Raw genomic sequence first — 25,769 nt, 5'->3', positions numbered from 1 at the left:
GCCGGAAAAGATCAGAGCAGCTGCCAGAGGTGGTCGTCGGTGCCGTTGTCGTCGAACTGGACGACGTGGGCGCTGTTGTCCATGGACATGTTGTCGACGCCGAGGACCTTGCCGGAGTGGCGGTTGCGGATGCGGTACCGGCCGTCTTCGTCGGGGACGAGCTGCCAGAGGTGGTCGTCGGTGCCGTTGTCGTCGAACTGGACGACGTGGGCGCTGTTGTCCATGGACATGTTGTCGACGCCGAGGACCTTGCCGGAGTGGCGGTTGCGGATGCGGTACCGGCCGTCTTCGTCGGGGACGAGCTGCCAGAGGTGGTCGTCGGTGCCGTTGTCGTCGAACTGGACGACGTGGGCGCTGTTGTTTATGGACATGTTGTCGACGCCCAGGAGCTTGCCGGAGTGCAGATTGCGGATGCGGTACCAGGCGTCCGAGAACCAGGGTGCGGCGTTCGGATCAGCCGTCGGGAAGGAGGTGATCCGCAGCCGGGCCGCGCCCATCGGGACGAGCGTGACCTCCTCCACCGGCTCCTCGCCGCGCGCCGGACTGTCCTGGAGCGGGGCCACCACGTGCTCGCTGTCGGCGGTCCACTCCGGAATCCGCCGGGCCCGGGCGGTCAGGCTGAGCGGGGTGCCGTCGAGAGTGAACGGGTTGTCGCCCGCCGCCCGGGCGTTACTGCGCGTGCAGACCGACGCGGCCGGGTTCTCCGCGTCGATCACGAGGCCGTAGTTCCAGGGACTCGTTGCGTGGACCGCGTACTCGGGGAACGCGTCCGTGCCACCGATCCGCTCGTAGCTTTCGCCGATGCGCAGGGAGTATGTCAGCGGTCCGCGGTCGATGCTCACCGCGCCGTGGTTGTCCGCCCAGGTGCGCACGGTGGTGCGCTGCGGGAAGCGCAGGGTGACGCGGTCCCCGTCGGACCAGTTCCGGTCCACACGCGTGAAGGCGGGGCCCGCCGGTGCATCGACACGACGCCCGTTGACCCTGATCTCGGGCGCGGAGCACCAGGCGGGAACCCTCAGCACCAGCGGGAAGCGCAGGTGCTTCGGTGTCCTCACGGTCACCGAGACCGTGTCCGTGAACGGATAGCCGGTCTCCTCGACGAGGGTGACCTCGGTGCCGTCGGCGACCTTCGCCGTCACCTCGCAGGCCGCGTACATGGCTGCGGCGAGACCGCCGTCGGGCGTGGCGAGCCACAGCTCCTCGAGGAAGTAGGGCCAGCCCATGCCGTAGTTGTGCGGGCAGCAGCGGTACTGGTCGACGCCCGGAAGGTACGCCTGCATCGCGAAGCCGTTCTGGAACTGCCGGCCGCTCTTGGGGACGTTGTCGAGATCGACGCTGTTCGCGCTCGTGATGTAGTGGATGGCCCGGCCCGACGGATCGAGCGACGCGGGCAGCGAGTTGAAGGCCAGTTCCTCGCAGCGGTCGGCCCAGAGCGGATCGCCGGTGATCCTGGTGAGCAGTTGGTGGCTCGCCATGAACTCCACGATGCCGCAGGTCTCGAAGCCCTGCCGGGGGTCGCCGTGTCCGGGCCGCGCATTCTCGTCCCCGGCGAAGCCGCCACCGGGGAACTGCCCGTACTGGTCCATCGCCTTGCCGTACGTCCCGTACGTGGCGCGGGTGTCGTCGGCCGAACCGCTGCGCAGCGCGTACTGGGCCGGCTCGCGAAAGCCCTGGGCGATGTTGACGTTGTGCAGGTTGACGAGGTTGTCGCCCCAGTCCGCCCCGTTGGCATGGATCTTGTCGGCCAGGTCGAGCAGGAAGGTGTCACCGGTGCGGTTGAAGAGCCAGAAGACACTGTCCAGTCCGTCACCCCAGCGCAGGGCGATCCAGCTCGTGTTGAACGCCCCCGGACCCTGCGCGTTCATGAACCGGAAGAACCGGCTGAGGAACGGGATGATGCGGCTGTCGCCGCTGTACTCCTGCCATGAACGCAGTGCCTGGACCAGGGGGAGGAACGGCCAGAAGTCCGGGCCGCCGTTCAGTGAGGTACGCAGCGCCTTCGGGCCGAAGAAGCCGTCGGATTGCTGTGTGCTGAGGATCGCGTCGAACCAGCGGCGCACAGCTGCAAGGGCCTTGGCGTCCCCGGTGACGATCGCGAGGTCGGTGTAGCCGCGCAGCCAGTACGGGACCTCCTCCCACCCGCCCAGCTCGGGGCGGACCCAGCCGGTGGCGGTGAAGTCGAGGAAGTGCGAGAGCTCCTCGTACCGGCCGCACAACCCGTCGAGCTGGAGCCGGAGTTGGCCGGCCAGCCAGCCGCGTGCGCTGACCCGGCCCGGCGGAAGCCTGAGGAAGGCCGTCGGATGCAGGGGCGCGGCGCTGGGGGAGTAGTGGCCGCCGTGGGCGGCTGCCACGCGGTTCTCGGCGGCGGTTGCGGTCGTGGCCCACCGGCCGGCCGCGGTCGTGGCGGCCGCGGTGGCCAGTGCGCTCGTCATGAGCTGTCTGCGGTTCAGGGGCATACGGGGAGCTCCTGCTCTGCCGTGCCGTGCGGGACGGGCGGCTCACATCGGGGTCTCGGCTCATGTGCGGTCCTGGGGGCACGTGTTGCGGCTGCAGCGAACCGGCCCACTGTTTCCGCGCATGACGAGGACTGCCGTCGCGCCGGGCCGGGCCCGGTCGTCAACTGCATTGCAACGTTGGAAACTTGGCGTCCGGCCGTATGACAGCACGTAGTTGGGCCGCTGTCCAGAGATGTGGCACCGCTGGTCCGTGTGGCGCGGGCCGGTCGGCGGGTGTCGTCGGCAGAGAACGGCGACACATTTTGGAAACGCGTCGACTACACCCTTGCCGCCCGTGCCGCGCCGCCTATATAACGTTGTAAACCGAGCCGCCGACAGGCCGCGGAGGCTCGTGCGACCGCAGCTTCACCAGCAGTTACGTGCATCTCGAAGCGGTGTCGTGAGGAATGCACCGGCATCCGCCGCCCGGCGGCCGATGCATCGTCCAGCCATGCCCCGACCGCGCACGCCCGCCGGCGTGCCGTCATCCCGCCAAGGAGCGTCCCGCGCATGATGATCCAGCGTCGAACCCGTACCCTCGCCGCGGCCTGCCTGCTCGCGGCCACCGCCACGCTGGCCGCCTCCGGCTGCTCCAAGTCGGAGACCTCGGACAACGCCGGCGGCGACAGCAGCCAGGAAGCCCAGGCGGCCAAGTCCCCCGAAGCCGGCACGGGTCCCGGCTGCTCGCTGCAGACCTACGGCGCGCCGAAGCTGGACCTGAAGAAGGCGGTCGTCGGCTTCTCCCAGTCGGAGAAGGAAGCCAATCCGTTCCGTATCGCGGAGACCCAGTCCATCAAGGACGAGGCCGCCAAGCTCGGTGTGAAGAAGCTGCTCACCACGAACGCGCAGTCGCAGCTCTCCAAGCAGATCAGCGACATCCAGGACATGCTGTCCCAGGGCGCTCAGTTCCTCATCGTCGCACCGCTGAACTCGGACGGTCTGGAGCCGGCCCTCAAGGCGGCCGCGGCGAAGAAGGTCCCCGTCCTCACCATCGACCGCAAGGTCAACTCCACCGCATGCCAGGACTATGTGGCCTTCCTCGGCTCCGACTTCGTGGAGCAGGGCAAGCGTGCCGCGGACGCGATGATCAAGGCGACCGGCGGCAAGGGCAAGATCGCCATCCTCCTCGGCGCGTCGGGCAACAACGTCACGACCGACCGCACCAAGGGCTTCGTCGACCAGATCAAGGGGAAGGCGCCCGACATGGAGATCGTCGCGCAGCAGACCGGCGAGTTCGCCCGTGACAAGGGGCAGCAGGTCATGGAACAGCTCATCCAGTCCAAGCCCGACATCACCGCCGTCTACGCGGAGAACGACGAGATGGGGCTCGGCGCCGTCACCGCGCTGAAGGCGGCCGGGAAGAAGCCCGGCAAGGACGTCAAGATCGTCTCCGTCGACGGCACCCGCAACGCCGTCCAGGCACTGGTCAACGGCGAGTACAACGCCGTCATCGAGTCGAACCCGCGCTTCGGCCCGCTGGCCTTCGCCACCGCGCAGAAGTTCTACGGCGGCGAGGAGATCCCGGAGAACGTGATCATCTCGGACCGCGCGTACGACGAGACCAACGCGAAGGCCTCGCTCGGCGGCGCGTACTGAGCCGAACAGCTCCGGCGACGGGGGGCGGGCCGGCCCGTGTGCTGCACCGGGCCGGCCCGCATGCGGCCGTGGCACCACGGCCGTGCCGGCCCGCACGTCCTCGTCCCGGCTCCCACGCGCATACCCGTACCGCCCACTCGCGCCCCCGGGCCCACATCCTCGGAACAGCGGAAGGCCACGATCCATGGCACCACCCGAAGCAGCACCCCGGACAACGGAGGCGACCGCCCCGCCCTCGGCCGACACCGTCCTCGAAGCCCGCTCGGTGACCAAGAGGTTCCCGGGTGTGGTCGCGCTCGACGACGTTTCCTTCTCCCTGCGCGCGGGGGAGACCCACGCGCTCGTGGGGGAGAACGGCGCCGGAAAGTCCACCCTGATCAAGGTGCTGACCGGCGTGTACAGGCCCGACGAGGGCGAACTGCGGATGTCCGGCCGGCAGGTCGTGTTCGCCCGGCCGTTCGAGGCTCAGCAGGCCGGGATCTCGACGATCTACCAGGAGGTGAACCTCGTCCCGCTGATGAGCGTGGCGCGCAACATCTTCCTCGGCCGTGAACCGAAGAACCGCCTCGGGCTGATCGACTTCGCCCGGATGCACCGCGATGCGGCCGCCCTGCTGGACGGCTTCGGTGTACGCGTCGAACCCCGACGGCCCCTGCACACCCTGGGTGTCGGCACCCAGCAGATGGTCGCGCTCGCGCGCGCCGTCTCCGTCAACGCCCGGGTCGTCGTCATGGACGAACCCACGTCCTCGCTCGAACCGCGCGAGGTCGAGACCCTCTTCAGGGTCATCGGGAACCTCCGGGACCAGGGCATCGCCGTCCTGTACGTCAGTCACCGCATGGACGAGCTGTACCGGATCTGCGACCGCGTCACCGTCCTGCGCGACGGCCGCCACATCCACACCGGCGACCTCGCCGCCCTCGACCGGATGCAGCTGGTCTCGATGATGCTCGGCCGCGACCTCGCCGAGGTCCGCCGCAACGGCACGACCGGTTTCGCCGCCGAGGGACACGACGCGGCACGCACCCCCGTGCTGACCGCGGAAGGGCTCTCCCGCGACCACCAACTCCACGACATATCACTGTCGTTGTACGCCGGCGAAGTGCTCGGACTCGGTGGTCTCCTCGGCTCGGGCCGCAGCGAGACGGCCAAGGCCCTGGCCGGCGCCCTGAGCCTGGACGCCGGTGAACTCACCGTCGGCGGCCGCAGGCTGCGCCGGCTCACCCCGGCGGGCGCCATCCGTGCGGGCATCAGTCTGCTGCCCGAGGACCGCAAGGCCGAGGGGATCGTCCCCGGTCTCTCCGTGCGCGAGAACATCGTGCTGGCCGCCATGCCCCGCCTCTCGCGCGCCGGTGTGGTCTCCCGCGCCAAGCAGGACCGCATCGTCGACATCTTCATGAAGCGCCTGCGTATCAAGGCGGCGAGCCCGGAACAGAAGGTCGGCGAACTCTCCGGCGGCAACCAGCAGAAGGTCCTCCTCGCACGCTGGCTCTGCCTGGAGCCCAAGGTCCTGCTGCTCGACGAGCCGACGCGCGGCATCGACGTCGGCGCCAAGGCCGAGGTCCAGAGCCTGATCGACGACCTCGCCGGCGAAGGCCTGGCCGTCCTGCTCATCTCCTCCGACATTGAGGAACTCATCGAGGGCGCCGACCGGATCGTCGTCCTGCGCGGCGGATCCGTCGCCGGCGAACTGACGGGCGACGAGGTCGGCGAGAGCCAACTGCTCGAAGTGCTCGCCGATCACGCACCGCCGCCCGGCCCCGAGGTACGGCGGGCGACTGCGCCCGGCCCCGAGGTGCAGCCGGCGAGCGCGCCCGCCCCCGACGACCGGACGGCACCGGCGCCCGCCCCCGACGTGCCGTCGGCACCGGCGCCCGACCGGAAGGCCCCGGCAGCACAGGAGGACCCGCGATGACCAACCAGGCCACTCTCGCCCCACCGGCCCGCCCGCTCGCGTGGCTGCGCAATCCCGCCTGGTACCAGGAGTACGGCGTGTACGCGGCCGTGGCCGTACTGCTGGTCTTCAACGCCCTGTTCACCGAACACTTCATGACGGCCGACAACCTCCGCACCCAGCTGGTCCAGGTCGCCCCGATCGTCATCGTCGCCCTGGGCATGGCCCTGGTCATCGGCACCGAGGGCGTCGACCTGTCCGTCGGTTCGACCATGGCGCTCGCCGCCGCCCTCCTCCCGCTCTACCTGGGTTACGGACTCGTGCCGGCGCTCGCCGTCGCGTTGCTCGCCGGTGCCGTCGTCGGAGCGGTCAACGGCACCCTGGTCTCGCTGATCGGGCTGCAGCCCATCGTCGCCACGCTCGCACTGTTCGTCGGCGGCCGTGGTCTGGCCCTGGTCATGGCCGACGGTCAGCTCAAGCAGATCATCAACCCCGACCTGCTCTCGCTCGGCACCGGGTCGTTCCTCGGCATCCCGCTGGTCGTGCTCATCGCCGCCGCCCTGGCCGCCGCCGTCGCGTTCCTGGTGCAGCGCACCACCTTCGGCCGCCAGATCGTCGCCGTCGGAGGCAGCCGGCCCGCCGCCGCCCTTGCCGGCCTGCCCGTCCGTCGCGTGCTGATCGGGGTGTACGTGCTCTGCGGAGTGTTCGCCGCACTGGCCGGCATCCTCGCCACCGCCAGGCTCACGGCCAGCGACCCCTCCTCGCTCGGCACCCTCATGGAACTCTCCGCCATCACGGCGGTCGTCGTCGGCGGGACCCCGCTGAACGGCGGATCCGTCCGCGTCCTCGGCACCGTCGCCGGCGCCCTGCTGATGCAGCTGCTGCGGGCCACCCTCGTCAAGCACGACCTGCCCGACTCCACCGCACAGATCGCCCAGGCGGCCATCATCATCGCCGCCGTCTACGTCGCCCGGGAGCGTCGGTCCCGATGAACAAAACCACACCCGCCCCGGCGGCCGCCCCGCACACGACGCCCTCCCCGGACGGCCGCAGCGCGCCCCGCCCGGTGACCTACGGCTCCGAGCCGAAGGCCACGCAGCGGATCGCCGAACTCGTGCAGCGCCAGGGCGTCCTCGCCGTCCTGCTCACGGTCGTGATCGTCGCCTCGTTCGTGTACCCGACGTTCGCCACCCTCGACAACGCCCGCGGCGTGACCGTGCAGGCGTCCTTCCTCGCCGTCGTCGCCCTCGGCATGACGATGGTCATCATCACGGGCGGCATCGACCTCTCCGTCGGATCCGTTTTTGCTCTGGGCGGCGTGCTCGCCGCCTGGGCCTCGCAGTGGGGGCTCCTGCCCGCGCTGCTCGTCCCGCTCGTGGTGTGCGCGGCGATCGGCCTGCTCAACGGGTTCCTGATCGCCCGTGCCGGGATGGCGCCCTTCATCGTCACGCTCGCCACCCTGCTCGGCGCCCGCGGCCTGCTCCTCGCCATTACCGACGAGGGTGCGACCACCTACCTGGTACCCAAGGGATCAGCCTTCGCCGAGCTCGGACAGGGCAGCATCTGGGGCTTCGGCCACCCGATCCTGATCGCCCTGGTGCTGTTCGCGGGCGGCGGGCTGCTCCTGCAGCGCACCTCGTTCGGACAGACGCTCTTCGCCGTGGGCGGCAGCAGCGACGCGGCCACCCTGATGGGCCTGCCCGTCGCCCGCACGAAGATCCTCGTCTACATGCTCAGCGGTCTGCTGGCCGGCCTGGCCGGCGCGCTCAACGCGGCCAGACTGTCCTCCGGCGTCACCATCATCGGCGTGGGCATGGAACTCGACGCGATCTCCGCCGTCGTGATCGGCGGCACCCTGCTCATCGGTGGGGCCGGATCGATCAGCGGCACTCTCTGGGGCGTCCTGCTGCTGGCCGTCATCCAGAATCTGATCAACCAGATCGGCACGCTCAACTCCTCGTACCAGTCGGTGGTCAGCGGCGGGTTCCTTATCGTTGTCGTCGTGGCGCAGCGTTATCTGGCGCGCAGCCGCAGAACCACTTGAACGGTGCCGGGCCCGGGTCCGCCGGTCCCGGGCCGGAGCAAGCCGATCCCCTGCGCGACACCGCGCGCCGAGACGAGTCAGGGAGTGCCGTGGGCGTCAGCCTCAAGGACGTTGCGCAACGGGCGGGCGTGTCCATCAAGACCGTGTCGAACGTGGTCAACAACTATCAGCACGTCACACCCAAGATGCGCGCCAAGGTGCAGCAGGCCATCGACGAGCTCGGTTACCGGCCGAACCTCACCGCACGCCATCTGCGCAAGGGCCGCACAGGCATCATCGCCCTCGCCGTGCCCGAGTTCGGCAACCCGTACTTCGCGGAGCTGGCCGGCGCGGTCGTCGACGCGGCCGCCCGGCACGACTACACCGTGCTGGTCGACCACACCGGCGGGCTGAGGGAGAAGGAACTCCTGGTCAGCCAGGGTTTCCGGTCCCATGTCATCGACGGTCTCATCCTCAGCCCCATCCATCTGGAGACCGAGGACCTGATGGCGCGCAGTGAGACCGCGCCCCTGGTCCTGCTCGGCGAGCGCGAGTACGAAGCCCCTTACGACCACATCGCCATCGACAATGTGGCGGCCTCCCGCGACGCCGTACGGCACCTCATCGACCTCGGACACCGGAGGATCGCCTTCCTGGGCTCCCGCACCGGACGGGAGCGCCAGCCCGCCCATCTGCGACTGCGGGGGTGGCGCGAGGAACTCGCCGCCGCCGGCATCGAACCCGACGAGGCCCTGATCGTGGTCACCGACGGATACGGACGCGAGGACGGGGCCGTCGCCATGGCGGCTCTCCTCGACCGCGGCGAACGGCCCGACGCCGTCTTCGCGTACAACGACCTCATCGCCATCGGCGCCATGCGCACCCTCTCGGAGCGCGGGCTGAGCGTCCCCGGCGACGTGGCCGTCGTCGGCTTCGACGACATCGAGGAGAGCCTGTACGGAGCCACCACGCTCACCACCATCGCCCCGGACAAGGAAGCGATCGCCCGGCTCGCCGTCGACAGCCTCGTCGAGCGGCTCTCCGGCAATCCGGTGCCCGAACCGCGACGGCCCCGCCCCGGCTACCGGCTCGTCGTTCGCGAATCGACCGTGCCGCGGCCGTCCGAGCGCCCTTCGCCCGACGACTGTCCGTAGAATCCTGCCTGGTCAGTCGCCCGTCACCAGGTTTCCCGAAGAAGGAACTCGATGCCTCGCCCCACCGTGCACCACCAACCGTTCGGCACCTCCCACGGGCGTTCCGACGTCGAAGTCTGGACACTCGATTCCGGTACGGGTGTCCAGGCCGAGATCCTCACCTACGGGGGCATCCTGCACAGCCTGACCGTGCCGGACTCCACGGGAGCCGCCGTGTCGGTCGTCCGGTCGCTGGCCACGCTCGACGACTACACGGGGAAGAACCCCTTCTTCGGGGCTCTCATCGGCCGCTTCGCCAACCGCATCGCCCACGGCCGCTTCACCCTCGACGGGACCACCCACGAGATCCCCGCCAACGACCGCGGCCACGCCCTGCACGGCGGCCCCGACGGCTTCCACACCAGAATGTGGCAGGCCACGGGGGACACCACCGACGACACCGCGGTCGTCCGGCTCACCCTGCACAGCCCCGACGGCGACATGGGGTTCCCCGGGGCTCTCGACGTCACCGCGACGTACACCCTCGACACCGCGGGCACACTCGCCATCGACTACACGGCGACCACCGACCGCGCCACGGTCGTCAACCTCACCAACCACGCGTACTTCAACCTCACCGCCGACGGCGACATCCTCGGCCACCGCCTCCAGGTGGACGCCGACACCTATCTCCCCGTCGACGCGGACGGCATTCCGCAGGGCCCTGCCGCCGACGTACGCGGCACGCCGTTCGACCTCACCGCCCCGCACACCATCGGGGAGCGGATCGCTCTGCCAGACGGACAACTGGCCCTGGCGGGCGGTTTCGACCACTGCTGGATCGTCCGTGCGGAGGGGACCCCGGATACCCTCAGGCGGGCCGCCCGGCTCAGCGCTCCGGAAACCGACCGGATCCTGGAGGTCTGGACCACCGAACCCGGTGTCCAGGTCTACACCGCCAACCAGCTCGACGGCACGCTCACCGACACCGCGGGCCGGCGCCATGACCGGCACAGCGCGCTCTGCCTGGAGACCCAGCACCTCCCCGACTCACCGAACCGCCCGGACTATCCCAGCACCGTCCTGCGGCCCGGCGAAACCGCGCGCAGCCGCACCGAGTTCCGGTTCCCGCACCTCGCCGCCTCCGCGCGCTGAGCCACCGCCGGAGGTGACGGGCGTGCGCGGGGCACGCCCGTCGCCCCTGCCTACTTCAGATAGGGGCCGTCCGCCCCTATCTTGCCCGGGGCCGCGTTCCGGCCGCCGAGGTCGAGCACGTACACCCGCAGATTGCCCTTGCCCGGCGCCGGGACGGCAAGCGTGCCGCCCGTCACCACCCGCGTGTCCCCGGTGACCGCGTCCTTGTAGGTGCCGTTGGGGATGCCGGTGTACGTGGCCGGTCCGGTGACCGTCACCAGCGCGAAGCTGTCGACGCCGCTCGCGGCGTCGGTGTAGCGCCGCTTGTACGCCATCGATCCGGTGATGCCCTCGGTGGAGTACTGGCCCATCTGCAGGGCCGGCACCGCCCGCCGGATCTCGTTGAGCCGCTGCAGATGTTTGACCAGCGGCTTGGCGAGCGTGGCGGCGACCTCTCCGGTGGCCGAGGAGACCTTGCTGAAGTCGGACGCCTGGACCGTCCCGGCGAGATGGTCTCCGTAGTACGCGCGGCCGGTGGTCGCCAGCGGGCAGGCCGGCCCGCAGTCGATCTTCTTGCCCGCCTGGAACTCGATCTCCGACCCGTAGTAGAGGGTGGGGATACCGCGGAACGTCCACATCAGGGACATGTTCTCGGCCCATACGTCGGTGCCGCCGGAGTAGCGCTCGCTGCTCTTGTTGGGCCCGTAGTCGTGGCTGTCGACGTACACGACGTTGTACGTGGCGTCGTTGTAACTGTCGTCGGAGTCCTTGCCGTTGTTGTACGCGTTGCCGGCGTCACCGAAGTTCATGTGCATCCGCATGTCGATGACGTTCATGCCGGAAAACCGGCTGTGGTCCGGTGTGTGGTACGCGTTTCCGTTCAGGAAGGCGTTGGTGGAGGTCGGCTGGGCACCGGTGCCGAGCTGCTGCTCGTAGTCGTACATCTCCAGGGCGGCCTTCGCGTCGTCGGCGTCGTACTCCTTGCGCTCCTTCCAGGTGTAGAACTGCGCCGAGTGGTTGACCGAGCCGCGGTTCCATTTGTCGTTGACGAAGGCGGCGACCTCGCCGAAGACGAAGAAGTTCTCCGCTGCCTGTGCACCGAACCGCGAGGTGACGCGCTCCTGGATCGCGGGCAGGAAACGGCGGTTCCAGGTGGTGCGGGGGATGTGGACGGCGGTGTCGACGCGGAAGCCGTCGACCCCCATGTCGATGTATTTGTCGTAGGCGCCGATCAGATAGTTCTGGACGGGCGCGCTCTCGGTGTTGAAGTCGGCGAGATCCTCGTGCAGCCAGCAGCTGCGGGAGTCCTCGCCCTCCCAGTTCCCGATCCAGCAGTTGTGGTAGTACGTCTTCGGGAACATGCCCGAAGTCGGGCTCGGCCACTGGCAGTTGTAGATCCGGTAGCCCTCGGCGGAGGTGCCTCCGGTGGGCTTGCCCCAGTTGAGGCAGGTGTTGCCGGACGGCTCCGCGGTGGACCAGAGATCGCCGTTGTAGTACGACTTCCCGGACTTGGACTCGACGCTCAGACCGTCGTACTCGAAGCCCTCGTTCTTCTCGTCGTAGTACCAGCTCCACTGGTCGTCCCGGACCCCGTAGACGGTCGGGGTGAAGAGGCCCTTGGCGCCCCAGCGCGAGGAGTGGTTGTAGACGACGTCCTGGTAGATTTTCATGCCCTTGGCGTGGGCGGCGTTGATCAGGTCCTGGTACGAGGCGCCTGCGGACTCCAGGCGGGCGTCGACCTTGTAGAAGTCGTAGCCGTGATAGCCGTGGTAGTCGTAGTCGGACCGGTTCAGCACCACCGGAGTGATCCAGACGGCGGAGAAGCCGAGTCCCTTGATGTAGTCGAGCTTGTTCACCAGGCCCTTGAAGTCACCGCGGAACATGGGGTCGTCGTTGGCCGCGTTGCCGGACTTCACATGCTGGCTGCCGCCGCGGTTGTTGGAGCTGTCGCCGTCGTTGAACCGGGCCGTGAGCACGAAGTAGATCGGGTCCTTGCGCGGATCCGTGCCGAGCGGCGTTCCGGCCGCCGGTGCGGCCGGCCTGTCCCCGGTCGTGGCGGTGACGGCGGCCGACGCCGGCGATACGTTGCCCGCGGCGTCCGCGGCCCTGACGGTGTAGCTGTACGCCGTCCTCTCCTCCAGGTTCGCGTCGGAGAAGACGGTGGAGCCGACGTCCGTCACCATCGTGCCCTTGGTCCCGCCGCTACGGGTGACCTGGTACTTCGTCACCCCCCGGTCGTCGGTGGACGGGTCCCACGACAGCACGACGGACACGCCGTCGGCATCGGCGGTCACTTTCGCCGGCACGGTGGGGGCCTCGGTGTCCGGCGGCTCGGCGGCGCACGGATCCTCGGCGCCGGCGGTGACCTTCTTGTTCTCGACCGTGGAAACGCCTGCCGGGATCGTGTAGTTGCTGCCGTTGTTGTTGTCCCAGACGCCGTTGCCGTTGTTGAACGCGGCCTGCATCGTGGTGGCGTCGCCCAGGTCGACGGACCGCCTCATCCACCCCGTACACGCTTGTTCCATACCGACGCCAGGTACGGCGGTCCATGCCCCTCCCGCGGGCTGGTAGTGCAGGTTGGTGGTGGTCCAGCCGACCGTCGCCGTGGAGTAGTAGACCGAGGCGGTGCGGGTGTCGCCGGGGGTGGGGGAGGGGTCCGGGTCGGTGCCGGCATCGGCGCACGGGTCGCTGTGGGCCACGACCCCGTCCTTGACCGTGATCATTCCGGTGCCCAGCGCGTAGTTGTTTCCGGCGTTGTTGTCCCAGACGCCCGAACCGTTGTTGAACGTGGCGGCGAGCCCGCTCGCACCGCCCAGGCTGACGGTCTTCTTCACCCAGTCCGTGCATGCGGGCTCCATCTGCACGCCGGGCACCGTGGTCCAGGACCCGCCGTCCGGGGCGTAATGAAGGTTGTACGCAGACCAGTTACGGGTTTTCGTGTAATAGAAGACCGTTGCCGTGTTCTCCGTGGCCGCGGCCGGTGCGGCGGTGGCGGTACTGGCGGAGTGCGGCACCGCGGTGAGGAGCCCCAGAAGCCCTGCGGCCGCGACGGCTGCCGCCAGGGGGCGTCTCAGCAGTCGGCGGGGGGTGCGTTTCATGCGAATCTCCAGGGGGAGGGCTGCGGCCGGCCGGCCACAGCAGCCAAGAGCGCGGCTGCTCAGCGAGCAGCCGCGGTCCCGCCGGAGAACCCTGACGCGCCTCGGGGTTCGGCGAGCAGTGCATCCCGTCAGCAAGTGCTGTCAGAATTTTTCTGCAATCTTTTGCGATGCGGAAGTTACCCGGGCATGACAGGTACGTAAAGGGCTGCGGCAGGCGCAGTTGTGACCGGCCGGCCATCCGTGCGCACGCCCCGGGTCAGTGTCCGGAGAGCGCCTGCCCCGCGAGGACCTCCGCGGCCGCCTGTCCGCAGACACGGGCCGCGCCGTGGGTGTCGATGCGCACGGCGCCGCCGGGACCCGCGTGCGGGACGCCGAGTTCCACCGTGATCGCGTCGGGCCGGTGGGCGAGCAGAGCTCGCAGCCACTCCTGCACGGCGGGCCGGCGATGCGCGTCGCGGACGGCGAGGACGAGCGGCCGGCCGGCGGCCTCGGCGAGGATCCTGTCGGCGTGCGCCGGGTCGAACGGGGCGAGGGCGGGCAGCGTGGTGCGGACGGTTCCCGGCATGAGCGCGGTGAGGGCGGGCCCGAGGCCCCATGGCGTGCCGTCGCTCTGGACCAGGGTGCCGGGCACGCCGAACTCGACCAGGAGCGCGGGGGAGCGCAGGGGCAGAGCAGCCGGGTCGTCTGCGGTGGTGCGCAGCGCGCGGCGGGCGGCGGACAGGCCGAGCGACCGGTCCGGTACGGGGGCGGGAACGGTCTCGGCCAGGGCCCGCTGCCAGGCGGCGAACTCCGCGGTACGGGCCGCGGCCTCGGCGAGGCGCTCCTCGGTGAGTTCGCCGCGGGTCACGGCTTCGGCGACGGCGGAGCGCAGGCCGGCGAACTCGGTGTCACCGGACCCGTCACCGAGGCAGACGAGGTCCACCCCGGCGGCGAGCGCCCGGACGGTCGCGCCGGCCAGGCCGTAACGGGCGCGGACGGCCTGCATCTCGACGGCGTCGCTGACGACGAGCCCGTCGAAACCCAGCTCCTCGCGCAGCAGTTCGGTGATCACGCGGGGGCTGACGGTGGCAGGGCGGTGCGCATCGTAGGCGGGGATGAGCAGGTGGGCGGTCATCACCGCGCGGGCTCCGGCGGCGAGGGCGGCGCGGAACGGTGGCAGGGCCAGTTCCGCGATGCGGTCCGCGTCCATCGCGACGGTGGGCAGGTCGAGGTGGGAGTCCGTGTCGGTGTCACCGTGGCCGGGGAAGTGCTTGGCGCAGGCGGCGATCCCCGCGTCGTGCATCCCTCGCACCCAGGCGGCGGTGTGCCGGGCGACCAGGCCCGGGTCGGCGCCGAAGGAGCGGACGCCGATGACCGGGTTGTCGGGGTTGGAGTTGACGTCGGCGTCGGGGGCGTAGTCGAGGCCGATGCCGACGGCGCGCAGTTCGCCGCCGATGGAGTGCGCGACGGCGGCGGTGAGCTCGGGATCGTCGACGGTGCCGAGGGCGAGGTTGCCCGGGTAGGAGGAGCCGGTCGCGGTCTCCAGCCGGGTGATGTCGCCGCCCTCCTCGTCGACCGCGATCAGTATGTCGGAATTCTCGGCGCGCAGCGCGGAGGTGAGCGCGGCGGTCTGCTCGGCGTCCTGGATGTTGCGGCCGAAGAGGAGGACCGAGCCCAGCCCGCCGGCCAGCCGGCGGCGGATCCAGTCGGGGGCGGTGGTGCCCTGGAATCCCGGCTGCAGCACCTGGTCGGCGAGGGCGAGGAGTTCGCCGTCGGCGCGGGTGGGGCGGGTTGCTGGGGTGGCAGGCATGGCGGGTCCTCTCGGGCCGGGCGGCCGGCCGGGGTGGGTGGGTGGCTTGGCCGGCCGGGTGCGACCCGGGCCGGCGGGAGGTCGCCGGTCAGACGTCCTTGCTGTACGTCCAGAAGACCCGGCCGAGCCTCGCGTCCACGCCGCGCGCGTAGAAGTGGATGGGGGCGGTCCAGCCGATCTCCGCCTCGTCGAGTCCCGATGCGCGCTGGTCGGCGAGGCAGCGGCGCAGCAGGACGGTACCGACGCCGAGGCCGCGCTCGGAGGAGTCCGTGCCCATCGGGCCGAACCAGGTGCGGCGGTTGACGCCGTGGCAGGCGAAGCCCACAAAGACAGGGCCGTCGGTGCCTTCGCGAACGGCGACATGTCCGCGCGGCGGGTCGTAGGTGAGCGCGCGTGCGGCCTCACCGTCCCAGCTGCCGCCCCACTGGCGCATCCAGGCGAGGAACGGCTTCTCGTCCGCGGGCTCGAGGCGGCGGACACGCACCCCGGCGGCGGCCAGGCGCGCCTCGTCGTCGGCGGTGTCGAGCGGCGCGGTGCGCAGGTCGACGCTCATGTTGAGGCCTTCGGGGCCCCGGGTGTAGCCGCTGGACTCGGCCAGGCACACCGCGCGGGTGTAGCGGATGTCGATGCCGGGCCATGCGTAGTACGGGGGCCTGCCGCGGATCATCAGCCGCTCGGCCCCGGCGGCGGTGAGGAGTTCCTCTGCGCGGGTCATCAGGGCGCGGCCGATGCCGCGGCTCTGCGCCTCGGGACGTACGGCGAGGAGGTCGATGTGGCCGATGCCGGGGGTACTCGCGGTGGCGGGGCGGAGTGCGGCGAGGGCGACGCCGACCGGTTCCCCGTCGGCCTCGGCGAGGATGCGCAACTGGGGGCGGTCCGCTGTCTGCGCCCACAGGAGATCGAGCACGTCGTCGGCGTCGCCGTCGTGGACGAGTGCCGCTCGGGCGAGGGTTCGCAGCGCGGGAAGGTCGTGCTCGGTTGCAGTGCGTGCCACCGGAAGGTTCGTCATGCCTGCTCACCTCGGGGGTAGCTCCGGGAGACACCGGATCGTAAGTGAATGACATTGAGGATCTATCTTGCGGTGGAAATTTACCAGCGGGATGATCGAGCTGTCAGCCCCCCGCACGTCTCTTCACCGCACCGCACCGCATTTCACCTCACCCGAAGGCAGGCAGTGATGACCGAACGCGAAGATCCCCCTGGTCCCGCCGATCCCGAAGACCTCGTCCGCAGTGCGGTGCAGGACGGTGTCGTGCCCGGCGCCGTCCTGATCACCGGGCGCGGAGCGCACGGACCCGTGCGTACGGCCGCCTTCGGCGCCACTGCCGACGGGCCGTCGGGACGTCCCGTCACCGCGGACACCGTCTTCGACCTGGCCTCACTCACCAAGGTGGTGGCCACCACGCCCGCCGTGCTGCGGCTCGCCGACACCGGGGCGCTGCGGCTCGACGATCCGGTCCGCCGCCATCTGCCGGACTTCGCGGGGGCCGGCAAGAGCCAGGTGACGATCCGTCACCTGCTCTCGCACACCTCCGGACTGCCCCCGCACCGCGACTTCTGGAAGCTTCCCGGCGGCCCCGCCGACCGGCTGGCCGCCGTGCTCGCAGAGCCTCTCGACGGCCTGCCGGACACCACCGTCCGCTACTCCGACCTGGGGTTCATTCTGCTCGGTGAGATCATCGCCGCCGTTGCCGGACAGCCGCTCGACGCCGCCGTGCAGGAGCTGGTGCTCGACCCGCTCGGCCTGGCCACCACCCGCTACCTGCCGCCCGACGCATGGCGGGAAGACACCGCCGCCACCGAGGCGCCGCCCGGCGGGGAGCCCAAATGCGGTGTGGTGCACGACGAGAACGCCGAGAGCCTCGGCGGTGTCGCCGGGCACGCCGGGCTGTTCTCGACCGCCCCGGACCTCGCGCACTACCTGCAGGCGTGCTGGCTCGCCGAGGAGTCACTGCTGTCGCACCGGGCCCGTGGCGAGGCACTCAGCCTGCAGACCGCAGGACTTGACGGTGCGCGCGGGCTGGGCTGGACGCTCCCCGGAGACGTCTGGGACCACATGTCCCCGCAGTGGCCCGCGACCGGAGCCGGGCACACCGGCTTCACCGGTACCAGCCTGGCTCTCGACCCTGTCAGCGGGATCTGGGTGGTGCTGCTGACCAACGCGGTGCACTACGGACGTGGTGCACGCGCAAAGGAGTTGCGACGCGTGGTGCACGCCGCCGTCGCGGCCCGCGCCGAGCACGCGCGGGCGTGAACGCCCGGTGACGGCTCAAGATCCCGCATCGCACAAAGCCCGGATACTCAGCTACGCGTACCCCAACGAACCCGTAGGATTCCCACATGGCTGCCGCACGTGACCGACAGCGCGGAGGCGACGACGCCCCCCGGCGCTCCGCAGCGCCCACTCAGGAGCGCGCCACGCCGCCACAGACGGTGCTGGTGCAGATAAGGGCTCTGCTGCCCTCTCTCCCACCGTCCGAGCGGCGGGTCGCCGAGGCGGCGATCGCCGATCCGGTCGGGGTGGCGGGGAAGACCATCAGTGAACTCGCAGCGGAATGCAGCACCTCCGAGACCACCGTCGTCCGGTTCTGCCGGGCCGTCGGTCTCAAGGGCTACCCCGACCTGCGGATCAAGCTCGCCTCGGCGGCCGGCAGCGAGGACAGTGGCCCGTCCTGGTCCAGTGCCGGCAGCGACATCGGGCCCGGCGACTCGCTGGCCGACGTGGTCGGCAAGCTGGGTTTCGCGGACGCCCACGCGGTCGAGGACACCATCGCCCAGATCGATCTCAACGTCCTGCAGCGGGTGATCGACGAAGTGGTCGGGGCGGGCGCGGTGGATCTGTACGGCGTGGGCGCCAGCGCACTGATCGCCCTCGACCTCCAGCAGAAGCTGCACCGCATCGGGCTCCGGGCGTCGGCCTGGCCGGACCCCGACGGCGCGCTCACCTCCGCGGCCCTGCTCGGCCGGGGGGACCTGGCCATCGGCATCTCGCACACCGGGGCCACCACCGACACCGTGGCCGCGCTGGGCGAGGCATGGGACAACGGCGCCACGACCATCGCCATCACCAACTTCCCGCGCTCGCCGATCGCCGAGGTGGCCGACCACGTGCTGACCACGGCGGTACGCGAGACCACCTTCCGGTCCGGTGCAATGTCCAGCCGGATCGCCGCCCTGACGTTGGTGGACTGTCTGTTCGTCGGTGTGGCGCAGCGCAACTACAGCCGTACGACACGGGCCCTGGAGCGCACGTACACGGCAGTGCACCGGCGCCGCGGTCCGCAGTGACGGCTCCCTGACGACGAGGACGCCCCGCGACCCATCCGGATCGCGGGGCGTCCTCCTGCGTACTCAGCCGAAGGTGCGCAGCGCCGTGCGCACGCTCCCGTCGCCGATCTCCAGGGCCTTGCGCGCCTGCTCCGGCGAGCACTCCGCGAGCAGGCCGACCAGGGCCGTCTTGAGCTCCCCTCCCGACGCGGCGAGGGCGGCTCCGCAACGGTCCTCGTCCAGCCCGGTGGCCTCGACCAGGATGTTGAGGACCCGGCCGCGCAACTTGTCGTTGGTGGCGGCCACATCGACCATCAGATTCGAGTACGTACGGCCCTGCGCGATCATCACCGCCGTGGACAGGTTGTTGAGCACCAGCTTGTGGGCGGTGGCCGCCTTCAGCCGGGTGGAGCCCGCGATCGCCTCGGGGCCGGTGTCCACGCCCAGGTGGACGTCCGCCCGGCCGGCCAGCCCGGCCTCGGGGTTGGCGCTGACCAGCGCGGTGAAGGCGCCCGCCGCCCGGGCTGCGCGCAGGGCTCCGCCGACGTACGGAGTACGGCCGCTGGCGGCGATCCCGACCGCGACGTCCCCCGGACCCACCTCGGCCGCGTCGGCCTCGCCGGCGGACTCCTGGTCCTCGAGGCCCTCCACCGGTTCGACCAGCGCGTGCATACCGCCCGCGTGGTGGGCGACCACGATCCCGGGCGCGAGGCCGAAGGTGGGGATCAGCTCGGCGGCGTCCATCACCGCGAGCCGGCCCGAGGTGCCCGCCCCGAAGTAGTGCAGCCGGCCGCCCGCCCGGATCCGGCGTGCCGTCTCGTCCACCAGCCGGGCCAGGTCGGGCAGCACCGCGGCCACGGCCTCGGCCGGGATCCGGTCCTCGGCGTTGAGCAGGCGCAGCACGTCGAGGGTGGGGACGTCGTCGATCTCGAGGGTGCGGGGGTTGCGGCGTTCGGTGGGGGCGTCGATTCGTACCGGAAGCTGCGGGTGCATCGCGGTTTCCTCTCAGGGGGGAGGTCGGGGGCGGGCCAGCGCGCGTAACTTTGCCACACCCATTGACGGTTGAGCGTAACTTTCTGCCCGAGGCTCGGTTCAGCCGCTGCGCGCCCTGCTCCGCATGAAGAGCAGGTGTCTGCGGGGTGTGGGTGGCGAAAAATTACGAACTGGATTCAGCCAACGCAATTCATTGACATACCCCCGCCGCCGCTCCTACGGTCTGCTCACCCCCCCAGACCTGCTCCCACACTCCACTCCTGCCTGTCCGATCGGAGACCACGCACTATGGCCCGGTTCAAGCACTTTGTCGCAGCGTCCGCCGCCCTCGCGACCCTCGGTACCCTCGCCGCGTGCGCACCGGATTCCGGTGCGAAGAACGGCGCCGAGGGCGGTGGCGTCTTCACCACGGTCGACGCGAACAACCCGATCACCCCGGGCGCGCCGATGAACCCGTACAGCCCGAACGGGAACACGTTCCTCAGCTACAACTCGATGCGCCTCGGGTTCGAGAAGAAGAACCCGATGGATGCGAACGACGCGTTCCCGGGCCTCGCCAAGAGCTGGGAGACCAAGGGCGACACGCTGGTCGCGCACATGCAGCCGGACGCCAAGTGGTCCGACGGCAAGCCGGTCACCGTCGAGGACATCAAGATGTCCATGGCGATCGCGCTCACCCAGGGCACTGCCTCGGTCGGCTCGGGCCAGCTGAGCGAGGGTCTCAACGTCGCCTCCGTGACCTCCGTCGGCAAGAACGACGTCGAGTTCAAGCAGGCCGCCGGGACCAACAACGCGAACTTCGCGAAGCAGATCCTGGGCCAGTCCATCGTCCCCAAGTCGGTCTACGGCCACCTCGTGCCGGCCGACATCTGGGACACCATCGCCGCCAGCCAGCAGGTGGACGCGGCCAAGGCGAAGGACGCCCAGGCCGCAGTCGACAAGCTGAACGAGGTCGGCAAGGCCATCGCGGCCTTCGCGCCGAAGAAGGACGTCTCGGCCGGCCCGTTCGTGGTCAAGCGCGTCAACCCCGGCTCGGCCATCCTCGTCCGCAACAAGTACTTCTTCGCCCTCGACAAGATCGCTCCGAGCCAGGTGGTCATCCGCCACTACTCCGGCAACGAGCAGATCTGGGGCTTCATGAAGAACGGTGACCTGGACGCCGCGCCCTTCACCGCCATCCCCACGAACGTCCTGAACCAGATCCTGGGCAAGGGCTACAAGCGCGCCGACGGTACCTCCTACGTCAACGCCTCCATCGCCTTCAACCAGAGCAAGGCACCGTACGACAAGAAGGAGGTGCGCCAGGCCCTGGCGTACATCCTCGACCGCGAGGCCATCACCAAGGTGGGCCAGCCGGTCGGCGGCATGGCCTCCACCGCCCCCGCCGGCATGATCCGCCAGTCGACGGAGCAGTGGCTGGGCGCCGACGCGGTCGGCAAGCTCAACCCGTACGCCCACGACGAGGCGAAGGCCGCCGAGCTGCTGAAGGGCGCCGGCCTGAAGCAGAAGGGCGGCAAGTGGTACCTGGCGAACGGCAAGCAGTGGAAGATCACGCTGCAGACCGTCAACGGCTTCAGTGACTGGATCGCCGCCTCCACCGTCGTCGCCAACGAGCTCACCGCCTTCGGTATCGAGACCAAGCCGGCCCTCTCCGCCGACTTCGGCGCCTACCAGACGGACATGGCCGCCGAGAAGTTCGACGTCGGCTGGTGGCTGACCGCCGTCGGCGCCGACCCGCGCCAGAACTTCCAGCGCCTGTACGGCGAGAGCGACGGCTTCGTCGCCAACGGCAACAAGGTCACCCACACCGAGAAGAAGGGTGACGGCAACTGGATGCACGGCGACGAGACCTTCACGCTCGACGGGAAGACCATCAACCCGGGTCAGCTCACGGCCAGCCTCGCCGGCCTCGGCACCGAGGCCAAGAAGCCGGTCATCACGCAGCTGGTCCAGGCCACCAACCAGGAACTTCCCGTCATCCCGATCTGGGACTACACCAACGTGAAGTTCACCTACGACAAGAACTTCACCAACTGGCCGAAGTCCGGGCAGGACGAGATCCTCGCCAACCAGCCCGGCGTGTGGATGATGCAGGGCTACATCCAGGCCAAGGGCAAGTGATCCAGGCCGGGTGACCCCACCTGGCGACTTCCGTATGGCGCAACACCGCGGGGCGGCAGCCGCACCAGGCCGCCGCCCCGCTCGCGCGCTGATCCACAACAACCCCCTACGACAAGGAAGGAGGTGCAGGAACGTGAAGGGACTGGCGCGCACCATCGCGGTCCGACTGGCCGGCGGCGCGGTCATGATCTGGATCGTAGCCACGTTTACGTTCTTCCTCGTCCACGCCCTGCCCGGCAAGCCGGGCGACGTGGCGTACGAGAAGTACGTCGCCATGGGAATGAACTCCCAGGAGGCCAAGGCCAAGGCCTCGATCATCTACGGGTACACCTCGCAGGACCCGCTGTTCACGCAGTACACGCACTACATCAGCGACCTGCTCCACGGTCACCTCGGAGTCTCGATCTCCTACAGCGGAGTGCCGGTCGCGGATGTCATCGGCGACGCCCTGCCGTGGACCGTCATCCCCATCATGAGCGGCCTGCTGATCAGTTTCTGCATCGGTGTCAGCAGTGGTGTCGTCGCGGCGGTGAAGCGGTCGTCCCGCCTGGGCAGCGGGCTGAGCCTGGCCGCCTCGATGATCGCCGGTATCCCGTCGTTCGTGATCGCGATCCTGCTCATCACCGTCTTCTACACCAACCTGGGGACCCTGCCGTACGGCGGCACCGTCTCCGAGACGCTCCTGGTGGACCCCGGATGGAACGTCGAGTACATGTCGTCCGTCGCGTACCACGCGATCCTCCCGGTCGCCACGTACGTCCTCATCTCCTACGGCGGCTGGATGCTCAGCATGCGCTCCAGCGTGGTCTCCGTCCTCGGTGACGACTTCATCCTCGCCTCCGAGCTGCGCGGCATCACCCCCAGCACGCGGATGCGTTACATCGGCCGCAACGCGATCCTGCCGCTGTTCACCACCCTCGCCCTCTCGTTCGGCACGTTGTTCGGCGGAGCGATCCTGATCGAGGCCACCTTCAACTACCCCGGCGTCGGGCAGCTGCTGCTGAACAGCATCGGCAAGCGCGACTACCCCCTGATGACCGGTGCCTTCCTGCTGATCACCACGGCGGTGGTGCTGGCGAACATCGTCGCGGACCTCCTCTACTCCGTGATCGACCCCCGAGTGAGGCGCTGACCATGACGACCGCGACGCTCACCAAGCCGCCCCGTCCGGCTGATGCCACCTCGGCCCGGCGTTCCCACTGGGCCGGCATCTGGCGCGTGCTCACGCGCAAGCCCGGACGGATCATCGGCCTGTCCATCCTGGTGTTCTTCGTCCTGATGGGCACCTTCGGCCCGATGCTCTACGGCGACCAGCTCGCCATCGACCCGGACGCGATCTATCAGGCGCCGAGCGCAGGGCACTGGCTCGGAACCGACTTCGCCGGTTCCGACGTGCTCCAGGCCACCGTCGTCGGCAGTCGCTATGTACTGCTCACCTGCTCCCTCGCCGCCCTGTTCGCCTCGACGATCGGCACAGCCGTCGGGCTCCTGGCAGGCTTCCACCGCGGCTTGGCCGACTCCGCTCTGATGCGCTTCACCGACTTCGTGCTCACGGTCCCCGGCCTGCCGCTGCTCGTCGTGCTCACCACCGTGTGGAAGTTCGACAGCCCGCTGGAGATGGGCCTCGTGCTCGGCGTCGTCGGCTGGGGCGGCATCGCCCGCGCCGTCCGCTCCCAGGTGCTGAGCCTGCGCGAGCGCGGCTTCCTGGAGGCCGCACGCGGCCTCGGGCTGCCCAGCCGGCACATCATCATGCGCGAGCTCCTGCCGAACATCGCCCCGTACGTGGCGATGCACCTGCTCCTGTCGGTCATCGGCTTCGTCGAGGCCCAGGTCGGGCTGTTCTTCCTCGGCATCGTGCCGTTCACCAGCACCAACTGGGGTGTGATGATCAACCAGGCGGTGTTTTCCGGAGGAGCGCTGCAGAGCCCCGAGGCAATCTTCTACCTACTGGCCCCGCTCACCTGCATCCTGCTCCTGATCATGGGAGTGGTGCTGTTCCTCGACGCGATCGACGAGCTCTTCAACCCGCGACTGAGGGAACGCTGATGACCACGACAACGAAGAAGGCCGCGCCCGAGGCCGGGGAGGCCGAGGTCCGCGTACGCGACCTCCGTGTCCACTACCGCATCAACGGTACGGAGTACCCGGCCGTCGCGAACGCCTCCCTCGACCTGCGCCGCGGTGAGATCACCGGCCTGGTGGGGGAGTCCGGATCGGGCAAGTCGACCCTGGCCCTGTCCGTGATGAACGCCGTGCCCGAGCCGGGCCGGATCGCGGGCGGCGCCATCCACGTCGACGGCATCGGTGACGTGACGACGCTCAACGCCAAGGCGATGAGGACGGTGCGGGGCGCGGCGCTCGGCTACGTCTTCCAGGCGTCGCAGAACTCCATGAACCCGCTGAAGACCATCGGCAAGCAGATCCTGGACCTGGGCCGTTCGCACGACGTCAAGGACCTCCCGGGCCTGCTCTCCCGCGCCAAGCAGCTCGCCGAGCGGATGGGCCTGGACGGCAACCGCGTCCTGGACTCCTATCAGCACGAGCTGTCCGGCGGCATGCGCCAGCGCCTGGGCATCGTCTTCGCGCTCGTTCTGAACGCCAAGGTCCTCATCCTGGACGAGCCGACCACGGCACTGGACGTACTGTCCCAGTCCGCGGTGCTGAAGATCATCCGCCAGGTGCACGACGAGAACAACCTCAGTACCCTCATCGTCACCCACGACATGGGCGTGGTCTCGGAGCTCGCCGACAACCTGGCCGTGATGTACGGCGGGCGGATCGTCGAACACGGCCCGACGCTGGATCTCCTCCGCAACCCCACCCACCCCTACACCAAGGCCCTGATCGGCGCCACGGCACGCATCGTCGGCGACCCGGCCGCGGCCCGCGCCCTGCCGGGCCGTCCGCCGGACCTCACCACCATCCCGCAGACCGGCTGTGTGTTCCGCGAACGCTGCGTCTTCGCCATGGACGTCTGCGCCGAAAAGGAGCCGCTGCTCACCGACTTCGCGGCCGGCCACCGGCGTGCCTGCCACGCCGCCCCCGACGCCGTGAACCCGGCCCCCGCGACCCCCGTCCCCGCGGTCGCCGCGGCGGCGGGCGCGGATGCGGCAACCGAGAAGGGAGACGCGTCGTGATCGAGGCGCGCGGTATCACCCGCATCTACCGCACCCGCGGAGCCTTCACCGGCGAACGCACCGTGCACGCCCTGCGTGGGGTGGACTTCACCCTGCCCAAGGGGGGTGCGATCTCCTTCATCGGCGAGTCGGGCTGCGGCAAGACCACGCTCGGCAAGATCCTCACGGGGATCGAGACGTTCGACGGCGGAGAACTCGTCATCGACGGCGTGGAGTTGTCGAAGCTCAGCCCGCGCAAACGCGCCCGGTACTTCCGGCGCATCCAGATGATCCACCAGGACCCGTACTCCGCGCTCAACCCGACCCGGACGATCGAGCAGATCCTCGGGGACCCGCTGCGGATGCGCGCCAAGGAGACCGGCGGCGCGACGTCCCGGGTACGGGAGCGGTCCGCCGAACTCCTCGAACTGGTCGGCCTGGAGCCCGAGGGCGTGCTGCCGAAGTACCCGCACCAGCTCTCCGGCGGCCAGCGGCAGCGCGTGGTCATCGCCCGCGCGCTGACCGTGGACCCGGAGGTGCTGATCGCCGACGAGGCCGTGTCGATGATCGACGTGTCCATGCGGCTGGGCATCCTCGCCCTACTCCACGACCTGCGCGCCCGGCTCGGCATCTCGCTGGTGTTCATCACCCATGACGTGGCCACCGCGCGGTACGTGGGCGAAGGCGGCGAACTGCACGTCATCTACCGCGGCCAGGTGATCGAGCAGGGCCCCACCGACGAGATCATCCAGGCGCCCGTGCACCCGTACACCCAGTGCCTGCTGTCGGCGATCCCGATCATGCGCGGTCTGGAGGAGCCGGGTCCGGACCGACTGGAGCCGCTGGCGCCGCTGGACGAGAAGGTGGCCACCGACGGCTGCCTGTTCGCGCCCCGCTGCCCCTTCGCCACCGAGCGGTGCGCCACCGACCGGCCCGGTCTCGAAGCGGTGGGGGAGTCCGGGCAGCACCACGCCTGCTTCCACCCCACGGCGAGGCGGGTGGTCGGCGTGGAGATCGAGCCGGCCGCCGTCTGACCCGTACCCCGGCATCGGGCGGGTCCGCTCCCTCGACGGGGCGGACCCGCCCGCACCCATTTTCAGGAAGGAACCC

General features: G+C 69.9%; 18 protein-coding genes. 13 read left to right on the top strand and 5 right to left on the bottom strand.

Going from position 1 to position 25,769, the window contains the following annotated elements:
* Positions 1-11 precede the first annotated feature (11 nt).
* Positions 12-2,456 carry an RICIN domain-containing protein gene (locus LRD69_RS01425; protein ID WP_277324708.1) on the bottom strand — a complete coding sequence of 815 codons (2,445 nt, stop codon included), beginning with the start codon at positions 2,454-2,456 and terminating at the stop codon, positions 12-14.
* 549 nt (positions 2,457-3,005) lie between these two features.
* On the opposite strand from LRD69_RS01425, the gene LRD69_RS01420 reads away from it, so the two are divergent.
* From LRD69_RS01420 to LRD69_RS01395, 6 genes are all read left to right on the top strand, one after another.
* Positions 3,006-4,091 (top strand): ABC transporter substrate-binding protein, encoded by a 1,086-nt coding sequence (locus LRD69_RS01420; RefSeq protein WP_277324707.1) that lies wholly within the window; start codon positions 3,006-3,008, stop codon positions 4,089-4,091.
* Positions 4,092-4,275: 184 nt separating this feature from the next.
* On the top strand, positions 4,276-6,006 hold the full coding sequence (locus LRD69_RS01415) for an ATP-binding cassette domain-containing protein (RefSeq protein WP_277324706.1): 1,731 nt from the start codon (positions 4,276-4,278) through the stop codon (positions 6,004-6,006).
* Entirely contained in the window at positions 6,003-6,977 is a 975-nt protein-coding gene (locus tag LRD69_RS01410; RefSeq protein ID WP_277324705.1) for an ABC transporter permease, read from the top strand. Before LRD69_RS01415 ends, LRD69_RS01410 begins: the two co-directional genes overlap by 4 nt.
* On the top strand, positions 6,974-8,029 hold the full coding sequence (locus LRD69_RS01405; RefSeq protein ID WP_277324704.1) for an ABC transporter permease: 1,056 nt from the start codon (positions 6,974-6,976) through the stop codon (positions 8,027-8,029). Before LRD69_RS01410 ends, LRD69_RS01405 begins: the two co-directional genes overlap by 4 nt.
* An 89-nt stretch (positions 8,030-8,118) precedes the next feature.
* Positions 8,119-9,162, top strand: a complete 1,044-nt coding sequence (locus LRD69_RS01400; protein ID WP_277324703.1) for a LacI family DNA-binding transcriptional regulator — start codon at positions 8,119-8,121, stop codon at positions 9,160-9,162.
* 51 nt (positions 9,163-9,213) lie between these two features.
* Entirely contained in the window at positions 9,214-10,296 is a 1,083-nt protein-coding gene (locus tag LRD69_RS01395) for an aldose epimerase family protein (protein ID WP_277324702.1), read from the top strand.
* 50 nt (positions 10,297-10,346) lie between these two features.
* Here LRD69_RS01395 and LRD69_RS01390 read toward each other — a convergent pair whose 3' ends face one another.
* The 3 genes from LRD69_RS01390 to LRD69_RS01380 form a co-directional block, all read right to left on the bottom strand.
* Positions 10,347-13,373 (bottom strand): carbohydrate binding domain-containing protein, encoded by a 3,027-nt coding sequence (locus LRD69_RS01390; RefSeq protein WP_277324701.1) that lies wholly within the window; start codon positions 13,371-13,373, stop codon positions 10,347-10,349.
* 256 nt (positions 13,374-13,629) lie between these two features.
* On the bottom strand, positions 13,630-15,162 hold the full coding sequence (locus tag LRD69_RS01385; protein ID WP_277324700.1) for a glycoside hydrolase family 3 N-terminal domain-containing protein: 1,533 nt from the start codon (positions 15,160-15,162) through the stop codon (positions 13,630-13,632).
* Positions 15,163-15,250: 88 nt separating this feature from the next.
* Positions 15,251-16,171 carry a GNAT family N-acetyltransferase gene (locus LRD69_RS01380; RefSeq protein ID WP_277324699.1) on the bottom strand — a complete coding sequence of 307 codons (921 nt, stop codon included), beginning with the start codon at positions 16,169-16,171 and terminating at the stop codon, positions 15,251-15,253.
* Between the two features lie 168 nt (positions 16,172-16,339).
* Between LRD69_RS01380 and LRD69_RS01375 the strand changes: the two genes are divergently transcribed.
* Entirely contained in the window at positions 16,340-17,416 is a 1,077-nt protein-coding gene (locus LRD69_RS01375; protein ID WP_277324698.1) for a serine hydrolase domain-containing protein, read from the top strand.
* An 86-nt stretch (positions 17,417-17,502) separates the two neighbouring features.
* Positions 17,503-18,450, top strand: coding sequence for a MurR/RpiR family transcriptional regulator (locus tag LRD69_RS01370; protein WP_277324697.1), 948 nt, complete (start codon positions 17,503-17,505; stop codon positions 18,448-18,450).
* Positions 18,451-18,513: 63 nt separating this feature from the next.
* Here the strand turns inward: LRD69_RS01370 and murQ are convergent, their stop codons facing one another.
* On the bottom strand, positions 18,514-19,422 hold the full coding sequence (gene murQ / locus LRD69_RS01365) for an N-acetylmuramic acid 6-phosphate etherase (protein WP_277324696.1): 909 nt from the start codon (positions 19,420-19,422) through the stop codon (positions 18,514-18,516).
* Positions 19,423-19,710: 288 nt separating this feature from the next.
* Here murQ and LRD69_RS01360 point away from each other — a divergent pair, with 288 nt between their 5' ends.
* The 5 genes from LRD69_RS01360 (at position 19,711) to LRD69_RS01340 (ending at position 25,693) form a co-directional block, all read left to right on the top strand.
* On the top strand, positions 19,711-21,543 hold the full coding sequence (locus LRD69_RS01360) for an ABC transporter substrate-binding protein (RefSeq protein ID WP_277324695.1): 1,833 nt from the start codon (positions 19,711-19,713) through the stop codon (positions 21,541-21,543).
* Between the two features lie 133 nt (positions 21,544-21,676).
* Positions 21,677-22,675: an ABC transporter permease gene (locus LRD69_RS01355; protein WP_277324694.1), complete on the top strand. Its 999-nt coding sequence runs from the start codon at positions 21,677-21,679 to the stop codon at positions 22,673-22,675.
* A gap of 2 nt (positions 22,676-22,677) precedes the next feature.
* Entirely contained in the window at positions 22,678-23,589 is a 912-nt protein-coding gene (locus LRD69_RS01350; RefSeq protein ID WP_277324693.1) for an ABC transporter permease, read from the top strand.
* Entirely contained in the window at positions 23,589-24,680 is a 1,092-nt protein-coding gene (locus LRD69_RS01345) for an ABC transporter ATP-binding protein (protein ID WP_277324692.1), read from the top strand. Before LRD69_RS01350 ends, LRD69_RS01345 begins: the two co-directional genes overlap by 1 nt.
* Positions 24,677-25,693: an oligopeptide/dipeptide ABC transporter ATP-binding protein gene (locus tag LRD69_RS01340; protein ID WP_277324691.1), complete on the top strand. Its 1,017-nt coding sequence runs from the start codon at positions 24,677-24,679 to the stop codon at positions 25,691-25,693. The genes LRD69_RS01345 and LRD69_RS01340 overlap by 4 nt, the downstream gene beginning before the upstream one ends.
* Positions 25,694-25,769: the final 76 nt, after the last annotated feature.

This window comes from Streptomyces sp. JH14, assembly GCF_029428675.1.
Taxonomy (GTDB): domain Bacteria; phylum Actinomycetota; class Actinomycetes; order Streptomycetales; family Streptomycetaceae; genus Streptomyces.
The sequence above is the reverse complement of the archived record's forward strand: the minus strand, read 5'-3'. Positions and strand labels throughout refer to the sequence as shown.